The sequence below is a fragment of the Streptomyces sp. NPDC093546 genome (assembly GCF_044765045.1).
Classification (GTDB): domain Bacteria; phylum Actinomycetota; class Actinomycetes; order Streptomycetales; family Streptomycetaceae; genus Streptomyces.
Map to the genome: position 1 here is coordinate 71,807 of NZ_JBIWJG010000006.1, position 19,789 is coordinate 91,595.

The following is a 19,789-nucleotide window of genomic DNA, read 5'->3' on the forward strand; positions in this document are numbered from 1 at the left end:
CGATTCGGGGCAGTTCAGCGCCGGGCCGAGGGGCTGCGACCTGGACGTTCGTCCTCGTACGGCTCTTCGTCCTCGTCTTCGTACGCCCTTTCACCTTCGTCCTCTATGTCTTCCTTGTAGGGTTCGCGCGCCTCGGAGCGCCCGCCCTCACTGCGGTCGTCGTCCTCGTCCTCTTCGTACTCCTCCTCGCCCTCGGCCTCGTCTTCGTGGTACGCGTCCTCGGTGTCGTCCGCCGGTTCTGCTTCGTCCAGGTCCTCGTCCTCATCCTCGTTCTCGCGCCCGTCCTGGGGCTTACCCGTCTCCTCCTCGGCGTCGCTCACCACCTCGCCGTCGCGGATCTCGCCGCGCCAGCCATCAGCGGGCTCCTCCTGGAGAGTGACGAACTTGCGGAACAGCTTCAGATCCAGGCGGGCCCGTCGGCCCTGCGCGCGCCACATGTTCCCGGTCTTCTCGAACAGCCCCTTGGGGAAGTACTCCATGACCAGCAGCACCTTGGTCAGGTTGTCGCCCAGCGGGTGGAAGGTGACCGCTCCCTTGGTGGTGCCCTTGGCGCCCTCCGACGTCCAGGTGATGCGTTGGTCCGGGATCTGATCGCCGATCTTCGCCTTCCAGCTGCGATTGGACTTGGCTACCTTCACCTGCCATTGGCTCGTCGTCTCGTCGGATTGTTCGACGTTGACCACACCCTTGGCGAAGCGGCTGAACTGCTGGAACCGTGTCCACTGGTCGTACGCCTGACGGACGGGTACGCCCACGTCGATGTCCTCGACGACCAGGACGCTCTTGCCCTTGGTTTCGCCCTTGCCGCCGCCCTTTCCGATCTTTCCGAAGAGGCCGGCCACCTTTTCCTTCACGCCGCTGGTGATGTGCGACATCGCCATCGAGGCCATGGCGCGGCGGGGCGACTTGCCCTTGCCGAGTGCCTCACCGCCCTTGGACAGCGCGCCGAACGCACTACCGAGCGAACTGCCAGGGTCGCCCAGGTTCCGGGTGGCTTCACCGAGACGCTCTCCCATACCGGTGACGGCCTTCTGTGCCCGAGCTTCCAGGTACTTCTGGAGTTCTTCCTTGAGCCGGTCGCCGGCATCGCCGGCCAGACGCGTGCGTCCGCTGTCGGTCATGCTCCAAACCTCCTCCGGGCACGTTCCTCACCCGTCTCACGATCCCGCCCCCGCTCCCCGCCCGGACGTCGGGGCCGACCTGACTCACCGCCCGTGTCCCGCATGCGGGGACGCAGTACCGCCTTGGCTGCTTTGTCCGAACGGACTTCCGCGCGCCGCTTGGCAGCCGGTCGGCCGGGGCTGCGCTCCGGCTCTTCCCCGTCACCACCCTCTTCTTCGCCCCTCAGGTGCTCAGCGCCGTCCGTGTCTCCCTCGTCCCTCCCGGGTTCCTGGTCGTCCACGTCGGCACCGTCATCCGCCTCGTCCTTGGCGACCCCGGGTATCTCCTGACGGAGGCTGAGCGTGCGCTCGTGGAGAGAATCCGCCAACCGGTCGGCCCGGGCGGCCACGGCCGTGGCGGCGGCCTCCTTGCCGGCGGTGACCAGTTCCTCGCGGATCTGTTCACCCAGGGCGTCCAGGGCGGGTGAATCCGTGACCAGAGACGCCACCTTCTTGGGGTCGATCTTCTTCCTGAGGACCCAGGTCGCCAGAGCGATCGCGACCTTGGCCTTCTTGGTCCGTCCGAGCACGTAACCGCCGACCAGGGCCGCGCCCGTCATCATGTTCGTCATCGCCGGGGGTCCTCCTGACACCTCATGGCCTGCTTCCTTCCCAGAAGCGGCGGATCTCGTCGAGCCGGTCCAGCAGCTCGTCCTCACGCCTGTCGAAGGTCTCCTGATCGATCCGGCCGGACGTCAGCTCCCGCTCCAGCTCCGTGAGCGCCTGGAGGACCGGGCCTTCGTCGTAGTACTCCTTTTCCGCCACCTCGGTGACGCGCTGCACCACCCATCCGACGCCTCGTAGCGGGGCGAGGGGGAAGGTGAGCAGTTGAACCAGTACGCCCATGTCCGTATGGCTCCTTCCCGACTCACACAGGAGTCTCAGGAAACCTCCCCGGCCGCCTCCGACAGCCGCACCTCCCGCGCCGAGGGGCGCAGCGCATCGACGATTCCGGACGCGAAGGATTCATGACGCCTTCCGACCTCGTCGGCGACGAGCTTGCCGAGAGCCGGCTTCAGTTCCTGACCACCGTGGCCCCGGCGCAGGTCCTCGTTCATCCGCCGCGCGTCGTCCGACTCCCGCGGCACCTCCCGGAGAAGGGCCTCCTCGTCGCAGGACACCTTCAGGTGGAACCCGGCGCAGCCCTCCAGGGCCTCGAGCCGCTCCTGGTAAGCGCCGGCGCGCTCCTCCATCGTGTCCCGGACTACGCGCAGTGGCTGTGGTGGATCCCCGACCCCGCCGCCGTCGAGCCCCAGTGGATGCGTCGCTGCCGTGATCGCGTAGACGTAGACCGGCATGGCTCAGTCTTCCCGGCGCCTGGGAGGGCGGCGCTCCGGCCGTTCCCGCTGCCGTTCCTCGACTGGTTCGGGCTCGTCGTCACGGCTCTTGCGGAAGGATTCCGAGAACGCCTCCACCGCGTCCGTGGGTGTGTCCACGCCGGCCAGCAGGCCGCGGTCCAGGCTCAGTTCGAGTACGTCGGGGTGGCGTCCGCTGGTCTGTCGCTCCGAAGGCATGACACTGCTCACCCACTGCCAAAAGTGCACAAAAGCATTAAATTAATCATATAGGACGAGGCCGGTTCTAGCCTGATCTCCACGGCCGCCTCGCGCGCAAGAACGATGCGCAGCCTCGAAGGCGCTGCCGTGCATGGGCTCCGCCCAGGCCCGGGGGCGTGGTGCCGTCGGCGATGGGTGTGGGAGAACTGGATCACCGGGATCTCCCCGGCGCCGTCGCGCCCCGTGCAGCCAAGCCCACTGTCGCGGCCGCGCGACGCCGCCCGGAAAGCCTCGCCGCTACCCCGGAATTGCGGTTCGGGGGATCTCAGGCGACGCGCCGGGCGGAGTGCTGGGCTTCCCGGAGTCGGATTTTCGACGGGAGGCGGTCCAGGCCGGCCGAGACTCTGGCGTGTGCAAGTGTTTCCCGGCTCAATCGCTCCACGGTCCGCGCTGGATCCGCGTGAGGCTCCAGCAACAGTCGCACGCGGGCGGTGGGAGCAGTAGGTCGGCCTGTCAGCCGTACATGGACTCGCGAGACTCCGTCGAGGGCTTGCGCCTCGTCCTCGATCACCTTCTCCAGCGTGCGGCCGTTGAGTTGTGCTGCCGCGCCGTCTTTGCTGTTGACGAGGACCCGGCCCAGGCGGTGACTGCGTTGCGCAAGAAGCCACCACAGCAGCAGGGCCAGCAGTACGGCGAGTACCGCGATGACGGTCGGCCACCACCAGCCTTCGTCCCGCCACCGGGTGCGTCCCTCGGTGCCCAGCAGCACGTCGGCCGGCCCACGGAAGGGCCACCAGTCCGGCATGCGGAAACCCCAGCGGCGTTGCAGATCCAGGCCGCCCAGCAGCACGCCGCCACCCAGGGCGAACAGTCCAAGGCCGCAAAGCCCCAGCAGCACCCGGTTCCCTGTCTTGAGCATCGAGATCTCCTCAGCCCTTCTTCGGGCGCCGGACCTGCACGGTCAGCGTGGGTTGCCGGGCAAGTCGCAAGGACGTCACGGCTTCGCCCAGCGCGGCCTTCAGGTCCGCGCGGACCTCCTCGAGATCGCGGAAATGGGCCTGTGCCCGTGCTTTGACCTTCCGGCGGCCGACAGCGACCTGTGCCGACTGCACACCGGGCACCTGCAGGGCACGGTCACGCAGAAACAGGGCGGCCGCGCGGTGGTCGATGCCGGCGCGGACCTCCTTGTTCTCGGGGATACCGGTGGGCTGCCGCATGGGCAGCAGCCTGCGCAGACCCGGTGTCACCGCCAGCAGGAAAAGCCACAGGCCGAGGGCCATCGTCAGGGCGGCCCCGACGATCATCCAGGTGTCCTCCAGCGGCCGTTGGGCCAGTTCCTCGGCGAGTCGCCGGCGCCATCGCATCGCAGACCCGCCTGCCCGAACCGAAATGACGTCGTACAGGAGCAAGCCGGTGGCCGCAGCGGACAGTAGGGCTACGACGGCGGCGGCAATCCTCCGCGCAGACCAGAAGCGATGCGGCGACCGGCCTTCCTTTTCGGTCACCGCTGTCGTGCCCGCGCCCGGGGTATCGGCAGAAGGAGCTGCCTGTCCCGATTCGGAGGGTGGGGTGCTCGGCTGCCGCCAGGCGTTCGCGCTCATCTCACCCTCCCCTGGTCCGTGTGCCGCGTATGCACCGAGTGCAGCCTCTCGACCGACACCACGAGGTCGGACACCTTCATGCCGGCCCAGGTCCTGACCCGTTCGGTAACCTCCCGGCGCACTGCGGCGCACTGCGCCCCGATGTCGGACGGATAGCCGAGCTCGACGGTGATGTGCATGTGCACCTCCCCGAGCACCGCCTGCCGCCCGGCGGCAGACTCGGCGTCTCGTCCTGCGGCACTCCGCTCCGGTGCCTGCTGCACGGACGCGGTCACGCGTGGCGTCCGGCGCCCAGGTGGTACGTGGCCAGTCGACTCGGTGAACCGGCTGAGCGCCTCGCGCGCCACCCGGGAAGCGGTCTTCGCGACAACCCGGTCGGCAACGGTGATCGCACCGCGCTCGCCGCGGGGGACGCCCGAACGCTGTACGGCTTCACCGGTCACCGTTGCCAGTCTCCCCGAGTCCGTCGCCGGTCATCGCGAATCCGCTCCTGCCGGTCTCGCCGACGGACGAAGTCGCCCGGTTCGAGATCGCCTTCCAGCAGGCGCCCGATCACCAGGCCGACGACGCCGAGCCCCAGCACCAGCAGGAAGCACCAGAAGTCACCGAAATATGCCGCGAAACCCAGCGCCATTCCGGCGATCAAGCCCACCACGGCCCTGCTCATCACGTGCTCCTTCGCTCAAAGAGCAGCTCGCGCCCGGCTACTGGACCCGCTGCCCTTCCTCTTCGTCGTCCTCCTCCTCCGGCAGCTTCACGTCACTGACCATGATGTTGACTTCCACGACTTCCCGACCCACCAGCCGCTCCACTGCGGAGATCACGCTCTCCCGGACCGCCCCGGCCACGTCCGTGATGGAGGTGCCGTAGTAGACGACGATCTCCAAGTCGATGGCCGCCTGCACCTCTCCGACCTCGACGCTGACCCCGCGTGTGACGGACTTGCCGGCACCGGCGCCGGGCATCCGCTCCCTCATCGATCCCATCGAACGAGCGAAACCGCTGCCCAGGGCATAGACGCCGCGCACGTCCCGCGCCGCCATTCCGGCGATCTTCTCCACCACCACATCGGCGATGTCCGTCCGGCCGCGAGAACCGGGCACACTGCCGTGCCGTATGCCGGCGTTCTCAGTCATCAGGGAGTTCCTCCCTAAAGAAGTAACTCTGCACTATTTATCTGCATTATATTCGATTTAGTACCTTTATTCCAGATATGGAGTGTGAGGCGGGGGTGGCAACGCGTGGCCTGAGCGTTCCTGCGCGACGCCCTCGCGGTCACTCCGGGCGCAGCGCGGCAGGAAGAGAACGGCGGCCAAGAAAGAAAGAGGGTGCGAGACCGGTGTCTGAGGCGTGGAAGCAGGCAGCACGGCAACAGCTCGGCCTGGGCCGGCTGCTCCCGCTCGGCGGGCCCGACGACGGGACATGGATCACTGAGCAAGCGGCCGTCCGGGTCCTCGGGCGCGCTGCGGCTGAGATTCCCGGTGTTCGGCTGGAGTCTCTGCGCATCGGTTCGGCACCGCTCGAGCCTGTTTCCGAGCCGACCGTCCGTCCGCCGACCAGTGCGCTACCGCCTGGCCCGCTCAGGATCGAAGCCACCTTCACGGCATCCCTCGGGCAGCCGCTGCCTGAGAGTGCCGACCGGTTGAGGAGCGCCCTGCTCAATGCGGCTGCTGAACGGCTCGGCCTGCCCACCGTCACGGCTGACCTGCGTGTGACGGATCTCCATGAGGGCCCGCAGGCGGTCGTGGAGTCGCGGCCCGCGGCGGAGGCCGTAAGGCCCGCGCCGGAAGCTGCACCCGCACGAAGCCCGGCCCCGGGGTCCGGACCACGACCCATGCGGGGCCCCGCCGGTGAGCTGGCTGACGTCGCGACGGCTGTTCGGGGCGTCGCCCGCCTCACCACCGTGCTGGGAAGCCGCCCGGTCAAGGTGGACGACCATGACGATCCACCCAGCCGACGCATCGAAGTCCACCTCGCGGTCGCCCCCGGACACCATCCACTGGAAGTCGCCCGCGCCGTCCGGGCCGCCGTAGCCGACGCAGCCTCCACCGACACCTCGGGTCCGGTCACCGCCGCCGTTCTCATCACGGAAACCGCGGCCTAGCCGGCCAGGCTCTGGCGCACCATCCCCCAGATCCCGCACAGCGGTGTCCACGCCCTGAACCACCGGAGTCCCCTTCGGCGAGAGTTGGGCCTGCCTGCTGCGACAGGTGGCCTATCTCCCCCGGCGCAGGGGCCGTAACACCAGGCGCCTTGCGCGGCGGGCATGTCGTGTTTGCTGCTTCGCGCCCCTTCACACGCCTTGAAGGGCGGTCGGCATCGGGCGGACGGTTCAGGTCTGGTACTGACTCCGAGCTGAACGGGAGGTGACGTCCATTGCCCAGTGGTGTCGTCAAGTGGTTCGACTCCGACCAGGGTGTCGGAATGATCTGCCCAGGGCGCGATCAGCCAGAGGTTCTGGCCGAGCTTTCTGCGGTTCGCGGACCGGCCCGCCGACTGGTCCAGGGCGAGAGGGTGTTGTTCGACATCACCTTCGATGCCGCAGGGCGTCGGGCGGACAACATCCACCGTCTCCCCGACTAGTCGCCGGCCGGGATGGCTGGCGTGACGAAGATCCGGATCGACGTCGAGCGGCAATGTCCAGGTCCCCGGCTTCACCTCAGGGCCGGCATGGGGCCTCGTGACAAGCGGGGCACTGTTTCCGTCCGGCCTCAAGGGGCAGGCGCATCGTAGAGCGTCGACGAAGGGACCGACATGAGCGCCGGGCAGAAGGCCAAGGGCACGACCGAGCAGGTTGTCGGGAAGGCTGTGAGGAAGGTGGCCCACGCGATGGGCAAGGACACCACCGCCGCCAAGGGCGCCGCACTTGAGGCACGGGGCAAGGCCCGAGCCGCCAAGGAGGGCGCGAAGGACGGCTTCCGCCACTGATCACGTCCCCCCGAGGGGCGCGGGAGGAACGGGGCTCGGTGTGTGAAGCAGCGGGCCCCGCTCACTTGCGCCTAGACGAAGCTGTACGGGGGAAGGGGTCCGTGGATCCGGAAGTCGAAGTCCTCGCCGTACTCCTCGGCGAGCCGGGCCTCCCGGGCCGTGAACTCCTGCTGCCGGGGCCGCTCGACGAGGAAGGAGGCGCCGAGGAAGTCGTCCCCGGCCGCCTCCGACACCCTGGTCTCGCGTGCCAGCGGGCGCAGCGCTTCGACGATGCCGGAGCCGAACGACGCGTGGCGGGCCTCTACCTCGCGGGCGACGAGCTCGCCGAGCGCCAGCTTCAGTTCCTGTCCGCCGCGTCCGGCCCGGATCTCGTCGTTCATGCGGCGCGCGTCGTCGGACTGCCGCAGCACTTCGCGCAGCAGTACGTCCTCGTCGCAGGAGACCTTCAGGTGGAACTCGGCGCAGCCGTCGAGGGCCGCGAGCCGCTCCTGGTAGGCGTCGGCGCGCTCCTCCAGAGTGTCGCGGACGGACTCGTCGTCCGGGGCGAGGGCGCCGAAGCGCAGCGGGAGCACGGTCGCCTGGCCCATCAGCTCTTCGAGGACCGTCTCGTGGGCGAGCACGTCGCGGCGCTTGGCGCGCAGCCCGTCCGGAGCGTCGCTGACCACGGCGGCGACCGACGACCCCTGCACCACGCGGAGCGGCCGCGGGGGGTCTCCCACCCCGGACAGTCCGTCGAGCCGGAGCGGGTGCGTGGCCGCCATGAGCGCGTAGACGTAGACCGACATGGGGCTCACTCTTCCCGGTGCCTGGGGGGTCTGCGTTCGGGCCGGGACCTCTCACGCTCCTCGACCGGTTCGGGCTCTCGCTCGGACTGCTCGTCGCGGCCCTTGCGGAACGACTCGGAGAACGCCTCCACGGCCCCGGTCAGCGCTCCCTTGCTCTTGCCCCGGGCGCCGCCCTCGGTGATCTCGCCGACCACGTCGGTCAGCTGGGCCGGGGCCTTCCGTCCGGTCTCCAGGTCGAGGCGGTTGCACGCCTCGGCGAAGCGGAGGTACGTGTCCACGCTGGCCACCACGACACGGACGTCGACCTTGAGGATCTCGATGCCCACCAGGGACACGCGGGCGAAGACGTCGATGACGAGGCCCCGGTCCAGAATCAGTTCCAGCACGTCGTAGAGCGATGACGAGCTACCGCCCCCGCCGCGTGCGACGGCACCTCCGCCGCCTTGTGGCACCACGGTCATGGTGCCTCCTCACATTCGTGGGTCGATCTGCGCCCGCGTATAGCGACGGACCCGTTCGTACGCCATCAGCTCGCCGTCCGCGTCGAGCGTGACCCGGTAGCTGGCCAGCACGCTGGTGGTCTCGGGGATCCTTTCGAGCTCCAGGACCTCCACCTCGGCCTCCCACCCGTCCTCGGTGGGCCGGAGGGCCGAGATGGACTCCGGGGCCCTTCCCAGCAGCTCCGTCAGCTGGTCGGTAGCGGAACGCATCGCCTTGGGAGCGGACAGTCGCCTACGAGGCCCTTCGCTTCCGTCGCGGCGCCCGCTGGCACGGGGCTCGTCGCGCGGGTCGTCGGGGTCGGGTTCGCGGGTCGGTCGCTCGGAAGGCATCGCGCTCCTCACCCACTGCTAAAGCTGCACAAAAGCATCAAATGAATCATATAGGACATGTGGGTGGGTCCGGCCGTCCCGGCGGGGATCCGTCGGAACGGCCGGGCGAGGCGGCCGGTGCCGCGCACACGGAGCGTGCTTACGGGCGCCGACGGTCGACGTACTCGAAGACCGAGCCGTCCGGATGAGCGGCGATCAGGTTGCGCCCCACCGGGGTCGGCACCGGACCCGCCACGACCCGCGCACCCACCTCGGCGAGCCTGTCCCGCGCCACGTCGACATCGTCCACCGCGATCGTCGCCGCCACCTTGCGCAGCACCTCCAGCTCCGGCTCCGGGCCGGTCATCAGCAGGAAGCACCCCACGGCCGCCACCGACACGCCGCCGCGCTCGAAGCGGAGCGCGCGGCTGCCGGTGAGCCGTTCGTAGAAGAGGACCGACTCGTCGAGGGTCTTCGGGTCGTCGAGGCAGATGCGCAGCGTGGCGCCGAGGATCTCCATGCGGGCGAGGGTAGTTGACGGCACCGGGGGGTGTGGTCCGCTCGCCGCGACGTCACGTCACGCGCGGCACAGCACCTCCCCGTGCGGCACCAGGAACCAGCCGTCCTCCTCCCGGCCCCACGCGCGCCAGCCGTCCGCGATCGCGGCCAGCTCCTCCTCGGTCGCGTACCCGCCCTGGACCGCGAGCCGGGCGTACACCGAGGCGGTCGTACGGTCCGCCCACAGCCCGCTCCACCAGGCGCGCTCGTCGGGGGTGGCGTAACACCAGGTCGAGGCGGTGGCGGTGATGTCGGTGAAGCCGGCCTGCCGGGCCCACGACAGCAGTCGGCGTCCGGCGTCCGGCTCGCCGCCGTTGCCGCGCGCGACGCGCCGGTACAGCCGCAACCAGCCGTCGAGGGCCGGCACCTCGGGGAACCAGGTGAAGGCCCCGTAGTCGCTGTCGCGCGCCGCGACGACACCGCCGGGGCGGCACACTCGCCGCATCTCGCGCAGCGCGGCCACCGGATCGCCCACGTGCTGGAGCACCTGGTGGGCGTGGACCACGTCGAAGGAGTCGTCGGGGAAGTCCAGCGCGTGCGCGTCGGCGACGCTGAACTCGACGTTGTCCAGGCCCCGTTCGGCGGCCACCGCGCGCGCCTGGTCCAGGACGTCCCCGGCGGCGTCCACCGCCGTTACCCGTCCGGGGGCGACCAGTGCGGCCAGGTCCGCCGTGATGGTGCCGGGGCCGCAGCCCACGTCCAGGACATCGAGGCCCGGCCGCAGCCGGTCGACCAGATAGGCCGCGGAGTTGGCGGCCGTACGCCACCGGTGGGACCGCAGCACCGACTCGTGGTGGCCATGGGTGTACACAGCATCCGTCATGCCGTCACGGTACGCTGATGTGTCGGATCGTGAGACCCCCGTCTCGACATGTGATCACCGGGGTGTTCGGCGGCCGCCCGGTCGCGCGGGCGCCACCGCCTGAGCCGCCTTCACCGCCTTCGCCAGGTTCTCCAGTTGGTCGCGCTCCGAGGTCTCCCGCAGCCGGGCGAACTCCTCCCGCTCCTCGGCCCGGGCGTGGGCCAGCAGGTCGTCCCGCAGCGCCGCGCACCGCTCCGCGAACTCCGGCGCCTCCACACCCAGTTCCTCCAGCGCGTGCAGCCCCGCCCGGACGCGCTTCTCCTCCTCCAGCCGCTCCCCGACGATGCGCTCGCCGTCCTCGATGCGGCCGCGCGCGAACGGGTGGAGCATCTCCTCCTCCGCGGCCTCGTGCGCCGCGAGCAGCCCGGCCAGTTCACCGAAGCGCTCCTCGCGCGCCGCGCCCTCGCTCCGCACCACCTCGTCGAAGAGGCGGCGCAGCCGTGCGTGCTGCTCCTCCAGGAGCTCCACGACGTCCTGACCACCCCTACCGCCGGGCGCCTCGGGCATGGGCATGCGGGCCTCCTCCCTCCGGCGTTATCCCCCGGGACGCCCGGGTACCCGCCGCCCATGAACGCGAACCTTCCGGAGGCCGCCCGCACGGTCGTGATCACCGGGGCCGGCGGCGGGGTGGGCCGCGCCACGGCCCGCGCCTTCGCCGCGCGCGGCGACCGCGTGGCGCTGCTCGCGCGCGGCGAGAAGGGGCTCGCGGGCGCGGCCGCCGACGTACGGGCGGCCGGCGGCACCGCGTTGACCGTGTCCGTCGACGTCTCCGACACCCGGGCCGTCGAGGAGGCCGCCGACCGCGTGGAGCGCGAGCTCGGCCCGATCGACGTCTGGGTCAACAACGCCTTCGTCGGCGTCTTCGCGCCCTTCACCGAGATCCACCCCGACGAATTCCGCCGCGTCACCGAGGTCACCTACTTCGGGTACGCCAACGGCACCCGCGCCGCCCTGCGCCGCATGGTGCCGCGCGACCACGGCACCGTCGTCCAGGTCGGCTCCGCGCTCGCCTACCGGGGCATCCCGCTCCAGTCCGCGTACTGCGGCGCCCAGCACGCCATCCAGGGCTGGAACGAGTCCGTGCGCTGCGAACTGCTGCACGCCGGCAGCAAGGTACGCACCACCATGGTGCAGCTCCCCGCCGTCAACACCCCGCAGTTCGACTGGGTGCTGTCCCGCATGCCGGGCCGCGCCCGCCCCGTCCCACCGGTCTACCAGCCGGAGGTCGCCGCCCGCGCCGTCGTGCACGCCGCCGACCACCCCGGCCGCCGGGAGTACCGCGTCGGCGCCCGTACGGCGCTGACCCTCGCCGCCAACGCGCTCGCGCCCGCCCTGCTCGACCGCTACCTGGCCCGCACCGGATACCGCGCCCAGCAGGAGCCGTGGGACGGCGCCGGGGACGGGGCCGCGCCGCACGCGGACGAGCCCGCCCCCAGCAACCTGTGGGCGCCGGTCGACGGGCCGCTGGGCCAGGACTTCGGCGCCCACGGCCGGTTCGACGCCGAGGCGCGCGACCTGTACGCGGACACCGTGCTGCTGCGCCACCCGGCCGTGCTGGCCACCGCGGCGGCCGGAGCGCTGGCCGGGGTGGCGGCGGGCGCCGGCGCGGTGCTGCGCCGCCGGGGCGGCGGCGGTGGCGGGGGCGGTGGCGGCGTTTGGCACGCGGCCCCACGGGCACCGGGAAGGTTCGTGCGACGCCGGACGGCGACCCGCCGGCACTCGACCGGACCCGCCGGCGCGTGACCCGGCCCACCGACCGACCCGACCGTCCGACGTGAAGCACCGCTAGTCCGATAGCACCGATAGCACCGATGGAAGCACCCGACCTGACGCTGGAGGCGCTGTGACCCCGTCCGTCAATCCGCCCGCCGGTACGCCGTCCCGCCGCCGACCGCGCATCGTGATCGTCGGCGCCGGATTCGCCGGCTACCAGACCGCCCGCGGCCTCAGCAAGAGCCTGCGCGGTCGCGCCGAGATCGTGCTGCTCAACCCCACCGACTACTTCCTCTACCTGCCGCTGCTGCCGCAGGTCGCCGCCGGCATCCTGGAGCCCCGCCGGGTCACCGTCTCGCTGCCCGGCACGCTGCGGCACGTCCGGCTGGTGCTGGGCGAGGCCGACCACATCGACCTCGACGGGCGCAAGGTCCACTACACCGACCCCGAGGGCACCACCGGCGAACTCGGCTACGACCGGCTCGTCCTGTCCGTCGGCAGCGTCAGCAAGCTGCTGCCCGTCCCCGGCGTCGCCGAGCACGCCACCGGCTTCCGCGGCCTGCCCGAGGCGCTCTACCTGCGCGACCACATCACCCGCCAGATAGAGCTCGCCGCGTCCGCCGGCGACCCCGCCGAGTGCACCTCCCGCTGCACGTTCGTCGTGGTGGGCGCCGGCTACACCGGCACGGAGGTCGCCGCCCACGGCAAGATGTTCACCGACGCGCTCGCCCGCAAGTACCCCGCCTGGCCCAAGGGCGTACGCCCGCGCTGGATGCTCCTCGACGTCGCCGACCGCGTCCTGCCCGGGCTGGACAAGCGGCTGTCCGACACCGCCGACCAGGTGCTGCGCGACCGGGGCGTCGACGTGCGGATGGGCACCTCCGTCAAGGAGTCCACGTCCGACGGCGTCCTCCTCGACAGCGGCGAGTTCGTCGAGACCCGCTCCCTCATCTGGTGCGTCGGCGTACGCCCCGACCCGCTCGTCTCCGAGCTCGGCCTGCCCGTCGAACGCGGCCGGCTCGTCGTCTCGCCCGAGCTGCGCGTGCCCGGCCACCCCGACGTCTTCGCGTGCGGCGACGCCGCCGCCGTACCCGACCTGAACCGGCCCGGCGAGTACACGCCCATGACCGCCCAGCACGCCTCCCGGCAAGGCAAGACCGCCGCCCGCAACGTCGCCGCGTCGCTCGGCGTCGGCGAGGCCGCCCCGTACCGGCACAGCGACATGGGCTTCGCCGTCGACCTCGGCGGTGTGAAGGCGGCCGCCAACCCGATGGGCGTCCCGCTGTCCGGGCCCGTCGCCGGAGCCGTCACCCGCGGCTACCACCTGGCCGCCATGCCGGGCAACAGGGTGCGGGTCGCCGCGGACTGGCTGCTGGACGCGGCGCTGCCCCGGCAGGCCGTCCAGCTGGGCCTGGTCCGCTCCTGGCAGGTACCGCTGGACACCGCCTCGCCCGAACTGGCCAAGAGCGGCGCCGGGAACGGCGCCAAGAGCAGCGCCGGGACCGGTTCCGGCGCTCGCAAGGAGTGACATGCACTACGAAGAACTCGCCTCCCTCGCCCAGCAGCTGAGGGTCGACGCCATCCGGGCCTCCGCCGCCGCGGGCTCCGGACACCCCACGTCGTCGATGTCCGCCGCCGAACTCGGCGCCGTCCTCCTCGCGCACCACCTGCGCTACGACTTCGACCGGCCCGACCACCCCGGCAACGACAAGTTCGTGCTCTCCAAGGGCCACGCCACACCGCTGCTCTACGCCATGTACCGGGCCGCCGGCGCCGTCGACGACGACGAGCTCGCCACCTACCGCACCCTCGGCAGCCGCCTCGAAGGGCACCCCACGCCCCGGCTGCCCTGGGTCGACGTGGCCACCGGCTCCCTCGGCCAGGGCCTGCCGGTCGGCGTCGGCATGGCGCTCGCGGGCAAGCGCCTCGACCAGGCGCCGTACCGCGTCTACGTCCTGTCCGGTGACAGCGAGATGGCGGAGGGCTCGGTGTGGGAGGCGGTCGAGCACGCCGCGTACAACCACCTCGACAACCTCACGCTCATCGTGGACGTCAACCGCCTCGGCCAGCGCGGGCCCACGCGCCACGAACACGACCTGGGCGCCTACCAGCGCCGCCTGCACGCCTTCGGCTGGCACGTCATCGAGGTCGACGGGCACGACGTCGCGGCCGTCGACCGGGCCTACGCCGAGGCCCGCTCCACCGTCCGGCAGCCCACCGCGATCCTCGCCGCCACCCGCAAGGGGCGCGGCGTCACCGCCGTCGAGGACCGGGAGGGCTTCCACGGCAAGCCGCTTAAGCACGCCGAGGCCGCCATCGAGGAGCTGGGCGGCCCGCACCCGCACCACGTGTCCGTACAGAGCCCGCCGGACATGAGCGCGCCCCGGCCCGCCCGCAACGGCGCTGTCGAGCTGCCGCGCTACGACGTCGGCGACACGGTCGCCACCCGCACCGCGTACGGGCACGCCCTGGAGGCCCTCGGCTCGGCGCGCGGCGACGTGGTGGCGCTCGACGCGGAGGTGAGCGACTCCACGCGCACCGAGTTCTTCGCCAAGGCCCACCCCGAGCGGTACTTCGAGTGCTACATCGCCGAACAGCAGCTCGTCGCGGCGGCCGTCGGGATCCAGACGCGCGGGTACGTCCCGTACGCGTCGACGTTCGCGGCGTTCCTCACCCGGGCGTACGACTTCATCCGCATGGCCGCCGTCAGCCGCGCCGGGATCAACCTGGTCGGCTCGCACGCGGGCGTGGCCATCGGGCAGGACGGGCCGTCCCAGATGGGCCTGGAGGACCTGGCGATGCTCCGCGCGGTCCACGGCAGCACCGTGCTGTACCCCTGCGACGCCAACCAGACCGCGCGGCTCGTCGCCACGATGGCCGACCTGCCCGGCATCCGCTACCTGCGCATCTCGCGCGGCGACACACCGGTCCTGTACGGACCCGACGAGGAGTTCCCGGTCGGCGGGAGCAAGGTCCTGCGCGGAGGCGGCGACGACGACCGCGCCACCATCGTGGCCGCCGGCATCACGGTCCACGAGGCCCTCAAGGCGGCCGACCTGCTCGCCGAGCACGGCATCCCGGTGCGCGTCGTCGACCTCTACTCGGTCAAGCCCGTCGACACCGAGACGCTGACCGCCGCCGCGACCGCCACGGGCTGCCTCATCACGGTCGAGGACCACCACCCCGAGGGCGGCCTGGGCGACGCGGTCGCCGAGGCCTTCTCCGACGGCCGCCCGGCGCCGCGCCTGGTGCGCCTCGGCGTCCGCGCCATGCCGACCTCGGCGACCCCCGAGGAGCAGCTGCACGCGGCGGGCATCGACGCCGACTCGATCGCCGCGGCGGTGCAGCTGGTGGTGGAGAGCGGCGTGACGCCCTGACCTGACGCCCTGACCCACCCCTGTGACGCCCCGACCGGTCGGCATCCTGCGGCGACCGGTCGGGGCGTCCGTGTACGCGGCGGCGTGCCGGGTACGGGCCCTCGATGAGCACGCACACCCGCACCATCAGGCTGCGGGCCGGGCGCAGGACCGTGGAGGTCCACCGGCCCGACAAGGTCCTCTTCCCCGACGACGGGCTCACCAAGGCCGACCTCGCCGCCTACTACCGCGCGGTCGCGCCGTTCATGCTGCCGCACCTGCGCGGCCGGCCCCTGATGCTGGAGCGCCACCCCGACGGTGTCGGCGGGCCCCGCTTCATGCAGAAGGACACGCCCGCCGGCTACCCGGAGTGGGTGCGCCGCGCCGAGCTGCCCAAGGAGGGCGGCACCGTCACCCACACCGTGTGCGACGACACCGCCACGCTCCTCCACCTCGCCGACCAGGCCGCCCTCACCCTGCACCGCTGGCCGGCGAAGGCAGACCGGCCCCGGTGGCCCGACCGCATGGTGTTCGACCTCGACCCGGCCGGTGACGACTTCGACGCCGTACGCCGCGCCGCGCACGCGCTGCGCGAGCTGCTCGACGCCGTCGGCCTGCCCGGCGTGCCGATGACCACCGGCTCCCGGGGCCTGCACGTCGTGGTGCCCCTCGCCGGGCGCACCGACCACGACGACGTCCGCGCCTTCGCGCGGGACCTCGCGGACGTCCTCGCCGCCCGCCACCCCGACGCGCTGACCACCGCCGCCCGCAAGCAGGCCCGCGGCGGCCGGCTCTACCTCGACGTGCAGCGCAACGGCTACGCCCAGACCGCCGTCGCGCCCTGGTCCGTGCGCGCCCTGCCGGGCGCCCCGGTCGCCGCTCCGCTGACGTGGGAACAGCTCGACGAGCCGGCCACGCACGCCCGCCGCTGGTCCGTGCGCGACGCATTGGAACAGGCCCGCACCCGGCCCTGGGACGCCGAGGCGGCCCGCCCGCGCGCTCTCGGCCCGGCGGTCCGCAGGCGTCTCGCATCCCTGCGCTGACCAGGCACGAGGTGCGGCCCCGAGTTGCGGGATCGGCGTTCCCGTGTTTGCGAGCCCCGGGGGCGGCAACCCGCATGAAGTCATGGCCAACACATCAGAAACCCTGCGCCGCGCGTGCGAACAGCTCGCCGAACTCACCGGGCTGACCGCCGAGTCGGTGTCGTCCTTCCAGAGAACCGATGAGGGATGGCAGTTGACCGTCGAAGTCCTCGAACTGGCACGCGTCCCCGAGACGATGAGCCTGCTCGCCTCGTACGAGCTCGAACTCGACGAGGACGGCGAGCTCACCGGCTACCGGCGCGTGCGCCGCTACGAGCGCGGCCGGGCCGACCGGCAGCGCTGACAACCCCTCAGGGAGGGAGCCACACCATGACTGTAGCTACACAGACGGGCGGACCGGCCGGAGGCGGCTCCGGCGGTACCAGTGGCCTGTACGACGTCCTCGAACTGGTCCTGGACCGCGGGCTCGTCATCGACGCCTTCGTCCGCGTCTCGCTCGTCGGCATCGAGATCCTGAAGATCGACGTCCGTGTCGTCGTCGCCAGCGTCGACACCTATCTGCGGTTCGCCGAGGCCTGTAACCGCCTCGACCTGGAGGCCGGCCCCCGCAAGAACCCGGGCCTGCCCGAGCTGGTCAACGACATGACCGAGTCCGGAGCGCGCGGCAAGACGAAGGGCGCCCTCCAGGGCGCCGCGGAGACCCTGTCCGACACCCTCAGCCGTTCGTCCAGCCGTTCGTCGTCCCGGAAGAAGCAGGAGGAGGAGCAGTGAGCACCTACGTCTACGGCATCACACGCAGCTCACACCCAGGCCTCCCCAAGGGGACCTGTGGCATCGGCGATCCGCCCCGGCCCGTCCGCGTCCTCACGACGGGCGACCTGGCGGCGCTGGTGAGCGACGCGCCCGACGAGCTGCGGCCCAAGCGGCGCGACCTGCTCGCCCACCAGAACGTGCTCGCCGCGGCCGGGGCGGACGGCCCGGTGCTGCCCATGCGCTTCGGCGGCGTCTCGCCCGACGACGACACGGTCCTCGCGGTCCTCGGCGAACGCCAGGACCACTACCTCGAACGGCTCGACGCCCTCGACAACAAGGTCGAGTACAACGTCAAGGCCGCCCACGACCAGGACGCCGTCCTGCACCAGGTGCTCGCCGACGACCCGGACCTGCGGGCGCTCAGCGAGGCCAACCGCGCGGCGGGCGGCGGCACGTACGAGCAGAAGATCGCCCTCGGCGAGCGGGTGGCGGCCGCCGTGAAGCAGCGCGAGGCGCGCGACGCGGTGCTCGTCCAGGAGGCGCTGCAGGGCGAGGCGGTGGACATCCGCCCCGGGCCCGAGAGCAGCGGCTGGCTGACGAACATCTCCTTCCTCGTGGACCGGGACGCCGCCGACGGCTTCGTCGCCGCCTGCGAGGCCCTCGCCAAGCACCACGGCCACCTCCAGCTGCACCTGAACGGGCCGCTGCCGCCCTACAGCTTCGTGGAGTGAGGGGAGGGGCTCCGGGTATGGGCCTGCTGGGTGAGCTGCTCCTCCTGCCCGCCGCCCCCCTGCGCGGCACCGCCTGGGTGCTGCGGCAGGTGGTGGCGGAGGCGGAGCGGCAGTACTACGACCCCGCCGCCGTACAGCGCGAACTCGCCCGGCTGGCCGAACAGCTGGAGGCGGGCGAGATCGACGAGGCGGAATTCGACCGCCGGGAGGACGAGCTCCTCGACCGCCTGGAGAAGGGCACGAGACCGACATGACGACCCCCAGCCGGGGCCTTCCGAGCCCGTACGCCTCCGAGGGCAGCAGCGCCAACCTCGCCGACATCCTCGAACGCGTCCTCGACAAGGGCGTGGTCATCGCCGGCGACATCAAGATCAACCTGCTCGACATCGAGCTGCTGACCATCAAGCTGCGTCTCGTCGTCGCGTCCGTGGACCGCGCCAAGGAGATGGGCATCGACTGGTGGGAGAGCGACCCCGCTCTCTCCTCGCGCGCCCGCCAGCGCGAACTGGCCCGCGAGAACGAGGAGTTGCAGCGCCGGATCGCCGAGCTGGAGGAGCGCACCACATGATCCCCGCCACCACCCCCGTGCCCGCCACCCCCCGTACGCCGCGGCTGCGGTACGTCTACGCCGTGTGCCGCCCCTTCGACGGCGTCCTGCCCGAAGGGCTCCGGGCCGTCGGGGACCAGCCGCCCCGGCTCGTCCGCCACGGCGACCTCGTCGCCGTGGTGGGCGCCGTCCCCGCCGAGGACTTCGACGAGGCCCCGCTGCGCGCGCACCTGGAGGACCTGGACTGGCTGTCCGCCACCGCGCGCGCCCACGACGCGGTGATCGCCGCACTGACCACCGTGACCTGCCCGCTGCCGCTGCGGCTCGCCACCGTGTGCCGCGACGACAGCGGGGTGCGGCGGCTGCTGGAGGAGGGCCACGACCGGTTCGTACGCGCGCTGGAGCGGCTGGACGGCCGGGTGGAGTGGGGCGTGAAGGTGTACGCCGAGCCGGAGCCGAAGCCCCGGCCGGAACCCGAGCCCGCGGCGGCGCCCGCCACCGGCGGCGGCCGCGACTACCTCCGCCGCAGGCTCAAGGAGCGGCGGGGCCACGAGGCCGGGCTGCGGCACGCCGAGGACCTGGCGCGCCGCCTGCACGAGGAGCTCTCCCGGCACGCGGAGGCCGGCACGGTCCACCCGCCGCAGGACGCCAAGCTGTCCGGCGCCGGCGGCGTCAACGTCCTCAACGCCGCCTACCTGGTCGATCGGGAGAGCGGCGAGGGCTTCGTCCAGCTGGTGCGCGGGGTGTCCGAGGAGGGCGTCCGGGTGGAGCTGACCGGGCCCTGGGCGCCGTACTCCTTCGCCGGCATCGCGGAGGACGCGTAATGCCCATCGAAGAGCGGCGCATCGCGCTCGTGGACCTGCTCGACCGGCTGCTCGCCGGCGGTGTCGTCATCAGCGGCGACCTCACGCTGAGCATCGCCGACGTCGACCTCGTACGCGTCGACCTGAAGGCGCTGGTCAGCTCGGTGAGCGCCGAGGTGCCCTCGCCCTGGGGCACGGCCCTGCCGGGGGAGATCACGGGCGAGATCACGAGGGGGATCGCGGGGGAGCGGGCATGAGCGAGCCGCGCCGCCGCGTCGAACTCGACCCCGACACCGTCGAGCGCGACCTCGCCCGGCTGGTCCTCACCGTCGTCGAGCTCCTGCGCCAGCTCATGGAGCGGCAGGCGCTGCGGCGCGTGGAGGGCGGCGAGCTGACCGAGGAGCAGGAGGAGCGCATCGGCCTGACGCTGATGCTGCTGGAGGACCGTATGGAGGTCCTCCGGACGAGGTTCGGACTCGCGCCGGAGGACCTGAACATCGATCTGGGACCGCTCGGCCCCTTGCTGTGACCCGCCCCCGGTCGTGACCCCCCTACCAGCGAGCACCAGCAGGAGGGGAGCCATGCACCTCCGCTTTTCGGGTTCCTCGGATTCGAACGCGTACACGGTGCAGGTCGGGGTGCCG

General features: G+C 71.8%; 31 protein-coding genes. 15 read left to right on the forward strand and 16 right to left on the reverse strand.

Annotated features, from left to right (window positions below):
• Positions 1-14: 14 nt before the first annotated feature.
• The 10 genes from ACIRNI_RS15265 to ACIRNI_RS15310 form a co-directional block, all read right to left on the reverse strand.
• Positions 15-1,121 carry an SRPBCC family protein gene (locus ACIRNI_RS15265; protein ID WP_403551758.1) on the reverse strand — a complete coding sequence of 369 codons (1,107 nt, stop codon included), beginning with the start codon at positions 1,119-1,121 and terminating at the stop codon, positions 15-17.
• Entirely contained in the window at positions 1,118-1,732 is a 615-nt protein-coding gene (locus ACIRNI_RS15270; protein WP_403551760.1) for a hypothetical protein, read from the reverse strand. Before ACIRNI_RS15270 ends, ACIRNI_RS15265 begins: the two co-directional genes overlap by 4 nt.
• A gap of 22 nt (positions 1,733-1,754) precedes the next feature.
• Entirely contained in the window at positions 1,755-2,006 is a 252-nt protein-coding gene (locus ACIRNI_RS15275) for a gas vesicle protein GvpG (protein WP_403551762.1), read from the reverse strand.
• A 35-nt stretch (positions 2,007-2,041) separates the two neighbouring features.
• Positions 2,042-2,458, reverse strand: coding sequence for a GvpL/GvpF family gas vesicle protein (locus ACIRNI_RS15280; protein ID WP_403551764.1), 417 nt, complete (start codon positions 2,456-2,458; stop codon positions 2,042-2,044).
• 3 nt (positions 2,459-2,461) lie between these two features.
• A complete protein-coding gene (locus ACIRNI_RS15285; RefSeq protein ID WP_403551766.1) occupies positions 2,462-2,674 on the reverse strand; it encodes a hypothetical protein in 213 nt (70 codons plus the stop codon).
• Positions 2,675-2,981: 307 nt separating this feature from the next.
• Positions 2,982-3,575 (reverse strand): alkaline shock response membrane anchor protein AmaP, encoded by a 594-nt coding sequence (amaP, locus tag ACIRNI_RS15290; RefSeq protein ID WP_403551768.1) that lies wholly within the window; start codon positions 3,573-3,575, stop codon positions 2,982-2,984.
• 10 nt (positions 3,576-3,585) lie between these two features.
• Entirely contained in the window at positions 3,586-4,257 is a 672-nt protein-coding gene (locus tag ACIRNI_RS15295) for a DUF6286 domain-containing protein (RefSeq protein WP_403551770.1), read from the reverse strand.
• Positions 4,254-4,700, reverse strand: a complete 447-nt coding sequence (locus ACIRNI_RS15300; RefSeq protein ID WP_403551773.1) for an Asp23/Gls24 family envelope stress response protein — start codon at positions 4,698-4,700, stop codon at positions 4,254-4,256. Before ACIRNI_RS15300 ends, ACIRNI_RS15295 begins: the two co-directional genes overlap by 4 nt.
• Complete coding sequence (locus ACIRNI_RS15305; RefSeq protein ID WP_403551775.1) at positions 4,697-4,924, reverse strand: hypothetical protein; 228 nt, start codon at positions 4,922-4,924, stop codon at positions 4,697-4,699. The genes ACIRNI_RS15300 and ACIRNI_RS15305 overlap by 4 nt, the downstream gene beginning before the upstream one ends.
• A 37-nt stretch (positions 4,925-4,961) precedes the next feature.
• A complete protein-coding gene (locus ACIRNI_RS15310) occupies positions 4,962-5,393 on the reverse strand; it encodes an Asp23/Gls24 family envelope stress response protein (RefSeq protein WP_403551778.1) in 432 nt (143 codons plus the stop codon).
• Positions 5,394-5,596: 203 nt separating this feature from the next.
• Here ACIRNI_RS15310 and ACIRNI_RS15315 point away from each other — a divergent pair, with 203 nt between their 5' ends.
• The 3 genes from ACIRNI_RS15315 (at position 5,597) to ACIRNI_RS15325 (ending at position 7,185) form a co-directional block, all read left to right on the forward strand.
• Entirely contained in the window at positions 5,597-6,361 is a 765-nt protein-coding gene (locus tag ACIRNI_RS15315) for a hypothetical protein (RefSeq protein WP_403551780.1), read from the forward strand.
• A gap of 272 nt (positions 6,362-6,633) precedes the next feature.
• Positions 6,634-6,840, forward strand: coding sequence for a cold-shock protein (locus tag ACIRNI_RS15320; protein ID WP_403551782.1), 207 nt, complete (start codon positions 6,634-6,636; stop codon positions 6,838-6,840).
• Between the two features lie 171 nt (positions 6,841-7,011).
• The gene (locus tag ACIRNI_RS15325) at positions 7,012-7,185 is read left to right on the forward strand and encodes a hypothetical protein (protein WP_403551784.1); all 174 of its coding nucleotides are present in this window, start codon (positions 7,012-7,014) and stop codon (positions 7,183-7,185) included.
• Positions 7,186-7,256: 71 nt separating this feature from the next.
• Here ACIRNI_RS15325 and ACIRNI_RS15330 read toward each other — a convergent pair whose 3' ends face one another.
• The 6 genes from ACIRNI_RS15330 to ACIRNI_RS15355 form a co-directional block, all read right to left on the reverse strand.
• Positions 7,257-7,970: a GvpL/GvpF family gas vesicle protein gene (locus ACIRNI_RS15330; RefSeq protein WP_403551786.1), complete on the reverse strand. Its 714-nt coding sequence runs from the start codon at positions 7,968-7,970 to the stop codon at positions 7,257-7,259.
• A 5-nt stretch (positions 7,971-7,975) separates the two neighbouring features.
• On the reverse strand, positions 7,976-8,431 hold the full coding sequence (gvpJ, locus tag ACIRNI_RS15335; protein ID WP_403551788.1) for a gas vesicle protein GvpJ: 456 nt from the start codon (positions 8,429-8,431) through the stop codon (positions 7,976-7,978).
• 9 nt (positions 8,432-8,440) lie between these two features.
• The gene (locus ACIRNI_RS15340) at positions 8,441-8,800 is read right to left on the reverse strand and encodes a gas vesicle protein (protein WP_403551790.1); all 360 of its coding nucleotides are present in this window, start codon (positions 8,798-8,800) and stop codon (positions 8,441-8,443) included.
• 139 nt (positions 8,801-8,939) lie between these two features.
• Complete coding sequence (locus ACIRNI_RS15345) at positions 8,940-9,299, reverse strand: VOC family protein (RefSeq protein WP_403551791.1); 360 nt, start codon at positions 9,297-9,299, stop codon at positions 8,940-8,942.
• Positions 9,300-9,356: 57 nt separating this feature from the next.
• The gene (locus tag ACIRNI_RS15350) at positions 9,357-10,160 is read right to left on the reverse strand and encodes a methyltransferase domain-containing protein (RefSeq protein WP_403551792.1); all 804 of its coding nucleotides are present in this window, start codon (positions 10,158-10,160) and stop codon (positions 9,357-9,359) included.
• Positions 10,161-10,214: 54 nt separating this feature from the next.
• Positions 10,215-10,712: a hemerythrin domain-containing protein gene (locus ACIRNI_RS15355; RefSeq protein WP_403551793.1), complete on the reverse strand. Its 498-nt coding sequence runs from the start codon at positions 10,710-10,712 to the stop codon at positions 10,215-10,217.
• A gap of 54 nt (positions 10,713-10,766) precedes the next feature.
• Here ACIRNI_RS15355 and ACIRNI_RS15360 point away from each other — a divergent pair, with 54 nt between their 5' ends.
• From ACIRNI_RS15360 to ACIRNI_RS15415, 12 genes are all read left to right on the forward strand, one after another.
• The gene (locus tag ACIRNI_RS15360) at positions 10,767-11,942 is read left to right on the forward strand and encodes an SDR family oxidoreductase (RefSeq protein ID WP_403551794.1); all 1,176 of its coding nucleotides are present in this window, start codon (positions 10,767-10,769) and stop codon (positions 11,940-11,942) included.
• Between the two features lie 100 nt (positions 11,943-12,042).
• Entirely contained in the window at positions 12,043-13,440 is a 1,398-nt protein-coding gene (locus tag ACIRNI_RS15365; protein ID WP_403551795.1) for an NAD(P)/FAD-dependent oxidoreductase, read from the forward strand.
• A gap of 1 nt (position 13,441) precedes the next feature.
• The gene (locus ACIRNI_RS15370) at positions 13,442-15,289 is read left to right on the forward strand and encodes a transketolase (protein ID WP_403551797.1); all 1,848 of its coding nucleotides are present in this window, start codon (positions 13,442-13,444) and stop codon (positions 15,287-15,289) included.
• Positions 15,290-15,393: 104 nt separating this feature from the next.
• A complete protein-coding gene (gene ligD / locus ACIRNI_RS15375; protein WP_403551799.1) occupies positions 15,394-16,311 on the forward strand; it encodes a non-homologous end-joining DNA ligase in 918 nt (305 codons plus the stop codon).
• A gap of 43 nt (positions 16,312-16,354) precedes the next feature.
• Complete coding sequence (locus ACIRNI_RS15380; protein ID WP_403551801.1) at positions 16,355-16,654, forward strand: gas vesicle protein; 300 nt, start codon at positions 16,355-16,357, stop codon at positions 16,652-16,654.
• Between the two features lie 26 nt (positions 16,655-16,680).
• Positions 16,681-17,082 carry a gas vesicle structural protein GvpA gene (locus tag ACIRNI_RS15385; protein ID WP_355363146.1) on the forward strand — a complete coding sequence of 134 codons (402 nt, stop codon included), beginning with the start codon at positions 16,681-16,683 and terminating at the stop codon, positions 17,080-17,082.
• Complete coding sequence (locus ACIRNI_RS15390) at positions 17,079-17,795, forward strand: GvpL/GvpF family gas vesicle protein (protein WP_403551804.1); 717 nt, start codon at positions 17,079-17,081, stop codon at positions 17,793-17,795. Before ACIRNI_RS15385 ends, ACIRNI_RS15390 begins: the two co-directional genes overlap by 4 nt.
• Positions 17,796-17,812: 17 nt before the next feature.
• A complete protein-coding gene (locus ACIRNI_RS15395) occupies positions 17,813-18,049 on the forward strand; it encodes a gas vesicle protein GvpG (RefSeq protein ID WP_403551806.1) in 237 nt (78 codons plus the stop codon).
• Positions 18,046-18,363 carry a gas vesicle protein gene (locus tag ACIRNI_RS15400; RefSeq protein WP_355363140.1) on the forward strand — a complete coding sequence of 106 codons (318 nt, stop codon included), beginning with the start codon at positions 18,046-18,048 and terminating at the stop codon, positions 18,361-18,363. Before ACIRNI_RS15395 ends, ACIRNI_RS15400 begins: the two co-directional genes overlap by 4 nt.
• Positions 18,360-19,166: a GvpL/GvpF family gas vesicle protein gene (locus ACIRNI_RS15405; RefSeq protein ID WP_403551809.1), complete on the forward strand. Its 807-nt coding sequence runs from the start codon at positions 18,360-18,362 to the stop codon at positions 19,164-19,166. The genes ACIRNI_RS15400 and ACIRNI_RS15405 overlap by 4 nt, the downstream gene beginning before the upstream one ends.
• On the forward strand, positions 19,166-19,402 hold the full coding sequence (locus tag ACIRNI_RS15410; RefSeq protein WP_403551811.1) for a gas vesicle protein: 237 nt from the start codon (positions 19,166-19,168) through the stop codon (positions 19,400-19,402). The genes ACIRNI_RS15405 and ACIRNI_RS15410 overlap by 1 nt, the downstream gene beginning before the upstream one ends.
• Positions 19,399-19,674: a gas vesicle protein K gene (locus tag ACIRNI_RS15415; RefSeq protein ID WP_355363134.1), complete on the forward strand. Its 276-nt coding sequence runs from the start codon at positions 19,399-19,401 to the stop codon at positions 19,672-19,674. The genes ACIRNI_RS15410 and ACIRNI_RS15415 overlap by 4 nt, the downstream gene beginning before the upstream one ends.
• Positions 19,675-19,789 lie beyond the last annotated feature (115 nt).

Excerpts from the sequence above, each read along its gene's own strand:
- ACIRNI_RS15295 (WP_403551770.1), bottom strand. The coding sequence starts at position 4,257 with ATGAGCGCGAACGCCTGGCGGCAGCCGAGCACCCCACCCTCCGAATCG.
- ACIRNI_RS15280 (WP_403551764.1), bottom strand. The coding sequence starts at position 2,458 with ATGCCGGTCTACGTCTACGCGATCACGGCAGCGACGCATCCACTGGGG.
- ACIRNI_RS15330 (WP_403551786.1), bottom strand. The coding sequence starts at position 7,970 with ATGTCGGTCTACGTCTACGCGCTCATGGCGGCCACGCACCCGCTCCGG.
- ACIRNI_RS15270 (WP_403551760.1), bottom strand. The coding sequence starts at position 1,732 with ATGACGAACATGATGACGGGCGCGGCCCTGGTCGGCGGTTACGTGCTC.
- ACIRNI_RS15345 (WP_403551791.1), bottom strand. The coding sequence starts at position 9,299 with ATGGAGATCCTCGGCGCCACGCTGCGCATCTGCCTCGACGACCCGAAG.
- ACIRNI_RS15265 (WP_403551758.1), bottom strand. The coding sequence starts at position 1,121 with ATGACCGACAGCGGACGCACGCGTCTGGCCGGCGATGCCGGCGACCGG.
- ACIRNI_RS15360 (WP_403551794.1), top strand. The coding sequence starts at position 10,767 with ATGAACGCGAACCTTCCGGAGGCCGCCCGCACGGTCGTGATCACCGGG.
- ACIRNI_RS15305 (WP_403551775.1), bottom strand. The coding sequence starts at position 4,924 with ATGAGCAGGGCCGTGGTGGGCTTGATCGCCGGAATGGCGCTGGGTTTC.
- ACIRNI_RS15395 (WP_403551806.1), top strand. The coding sequence starts at position 17,813 with ATGGGCCTGCTGGGTGAGCTGCTCCTCCTGCCCGCCGCCCCCCTGCGC.
- ACIRNI_RS15400 (WP_355363140.1), top strand. The coding sequence starts at position 18,046 with ATGACGACCCCCAGCCGGGGCCTTCCGAGCCCGTACGCCTCCGAGGGC.
- ligD (WP_403551799.1), top strand. The coding sequence starts at position 15,394 with ATGAGCACGCACACCCGCACCATCAGGCTGCGGGCCGGGCGCAGGACC.
- amaP (WP_403551768.1), bottom strand. The coding sequence starts at position 3,575 with ATGCTCAAGACAGGGAACCGGGTGCTGCTGGGGCTTTGCGGCCTTGGA.
- ACIRNI_RS15350 (WP_403551792.1), bottom strand. The coding sequence starts at position 10,160 with ATGACGGATGCTGTGTACACCCATGGCCACCACGAGTCGGTGCTGCGG.
- ACIRNI_RS15285 (WP_403551766.1), bottom strand. The coding sequence starts at position 2,674 with ATGCCTTCGGAGCGACAGACCAGCGGACGCCACCCCGACGTACTCGAA.
- ACIRNI_RS15385 (WP_355363146.1), top strand. The coding sequence starts at position 16,681 with ATGACTGTAGCTACACAGACGGGCGGACCGGCCGGAGGCGGCTCCGGC.
- gvpJ (WP_403551788.1), bottom strand. The coding sequence starts at position 8,431 with ATGACCGTGGTGCCACAAGGCGGCGGAGGTGCCGTCGCACGCGGCGGG.
- ACIRNI_RS15355 (WP_403551793.1), bottom strand. The coding sequence starts at position 10,712 with ATGCCCATGCCCGAGGCGCCCGGCGGTAGGGGTGGTCAGGACGTCGTG.
- ACIRNI_RS15410 (WP_403551811.1), top strand. The coding sequence starts at position 19,166 with ATGCCCATCGAAGAGCGGCGCATCGCGCTCGTGGACCTGCTCGACCGG.
- ACIRNI_RS15405 (WP_403551809.1), top strand. The coding sequence starts at position 18,360 with ATGATCCCCGCCACCACCCCCGTGCCCGCCACCCCCCGTACGCCGCGG.
- ACIRNI_RS15325 (WP_403551784.1), top strand. The coding sequence starts at position 7,012 with ATGAGCGCCGGGCAGAAGGCCAAGGGCACGACCGAGCAGGTTGTCGGG.
- ACIRNI_RS15310 (WP_403551778.1), bottom strand. The coding sequence starts at position 5,393 with ATGACTGAGAACGCCGGCATACGGCACGGCAGTGTGCCCGGTTCTCGC.
- ACIRNI_RS15340 (WP_403551790.1), bottom strand. The coding sequence starts at position 8,800 with ATGCCTTCCGAGCGACCGACCCGCGAACCCGACCCCGACGACCCGCGC.
- ACIRNI_RS15275 (WP_403551762.1), bottom strand. The coding sequence starts at position 2,006 with ATGGGCGTACTGGTTCAACTGCTCACCTTCCCCCTCGCCCCGCTACGA.
- ACIRNI_RS15370 (WP_403551797.1), top strand. The coding sequence starts at position 13,442 with ATGCACTACGAAGAACTCGCCTCCCTCGCCCAGCAGCTGAGGGTCGAC.
- ACIRNI_RS15415 (WP_355363134.1), top strand. The coding sequence starts at position 19,399 with ATGAGCGAGCCGCGCCGCCGCGTCGAACTCGACCCCGACACCGTCGAG.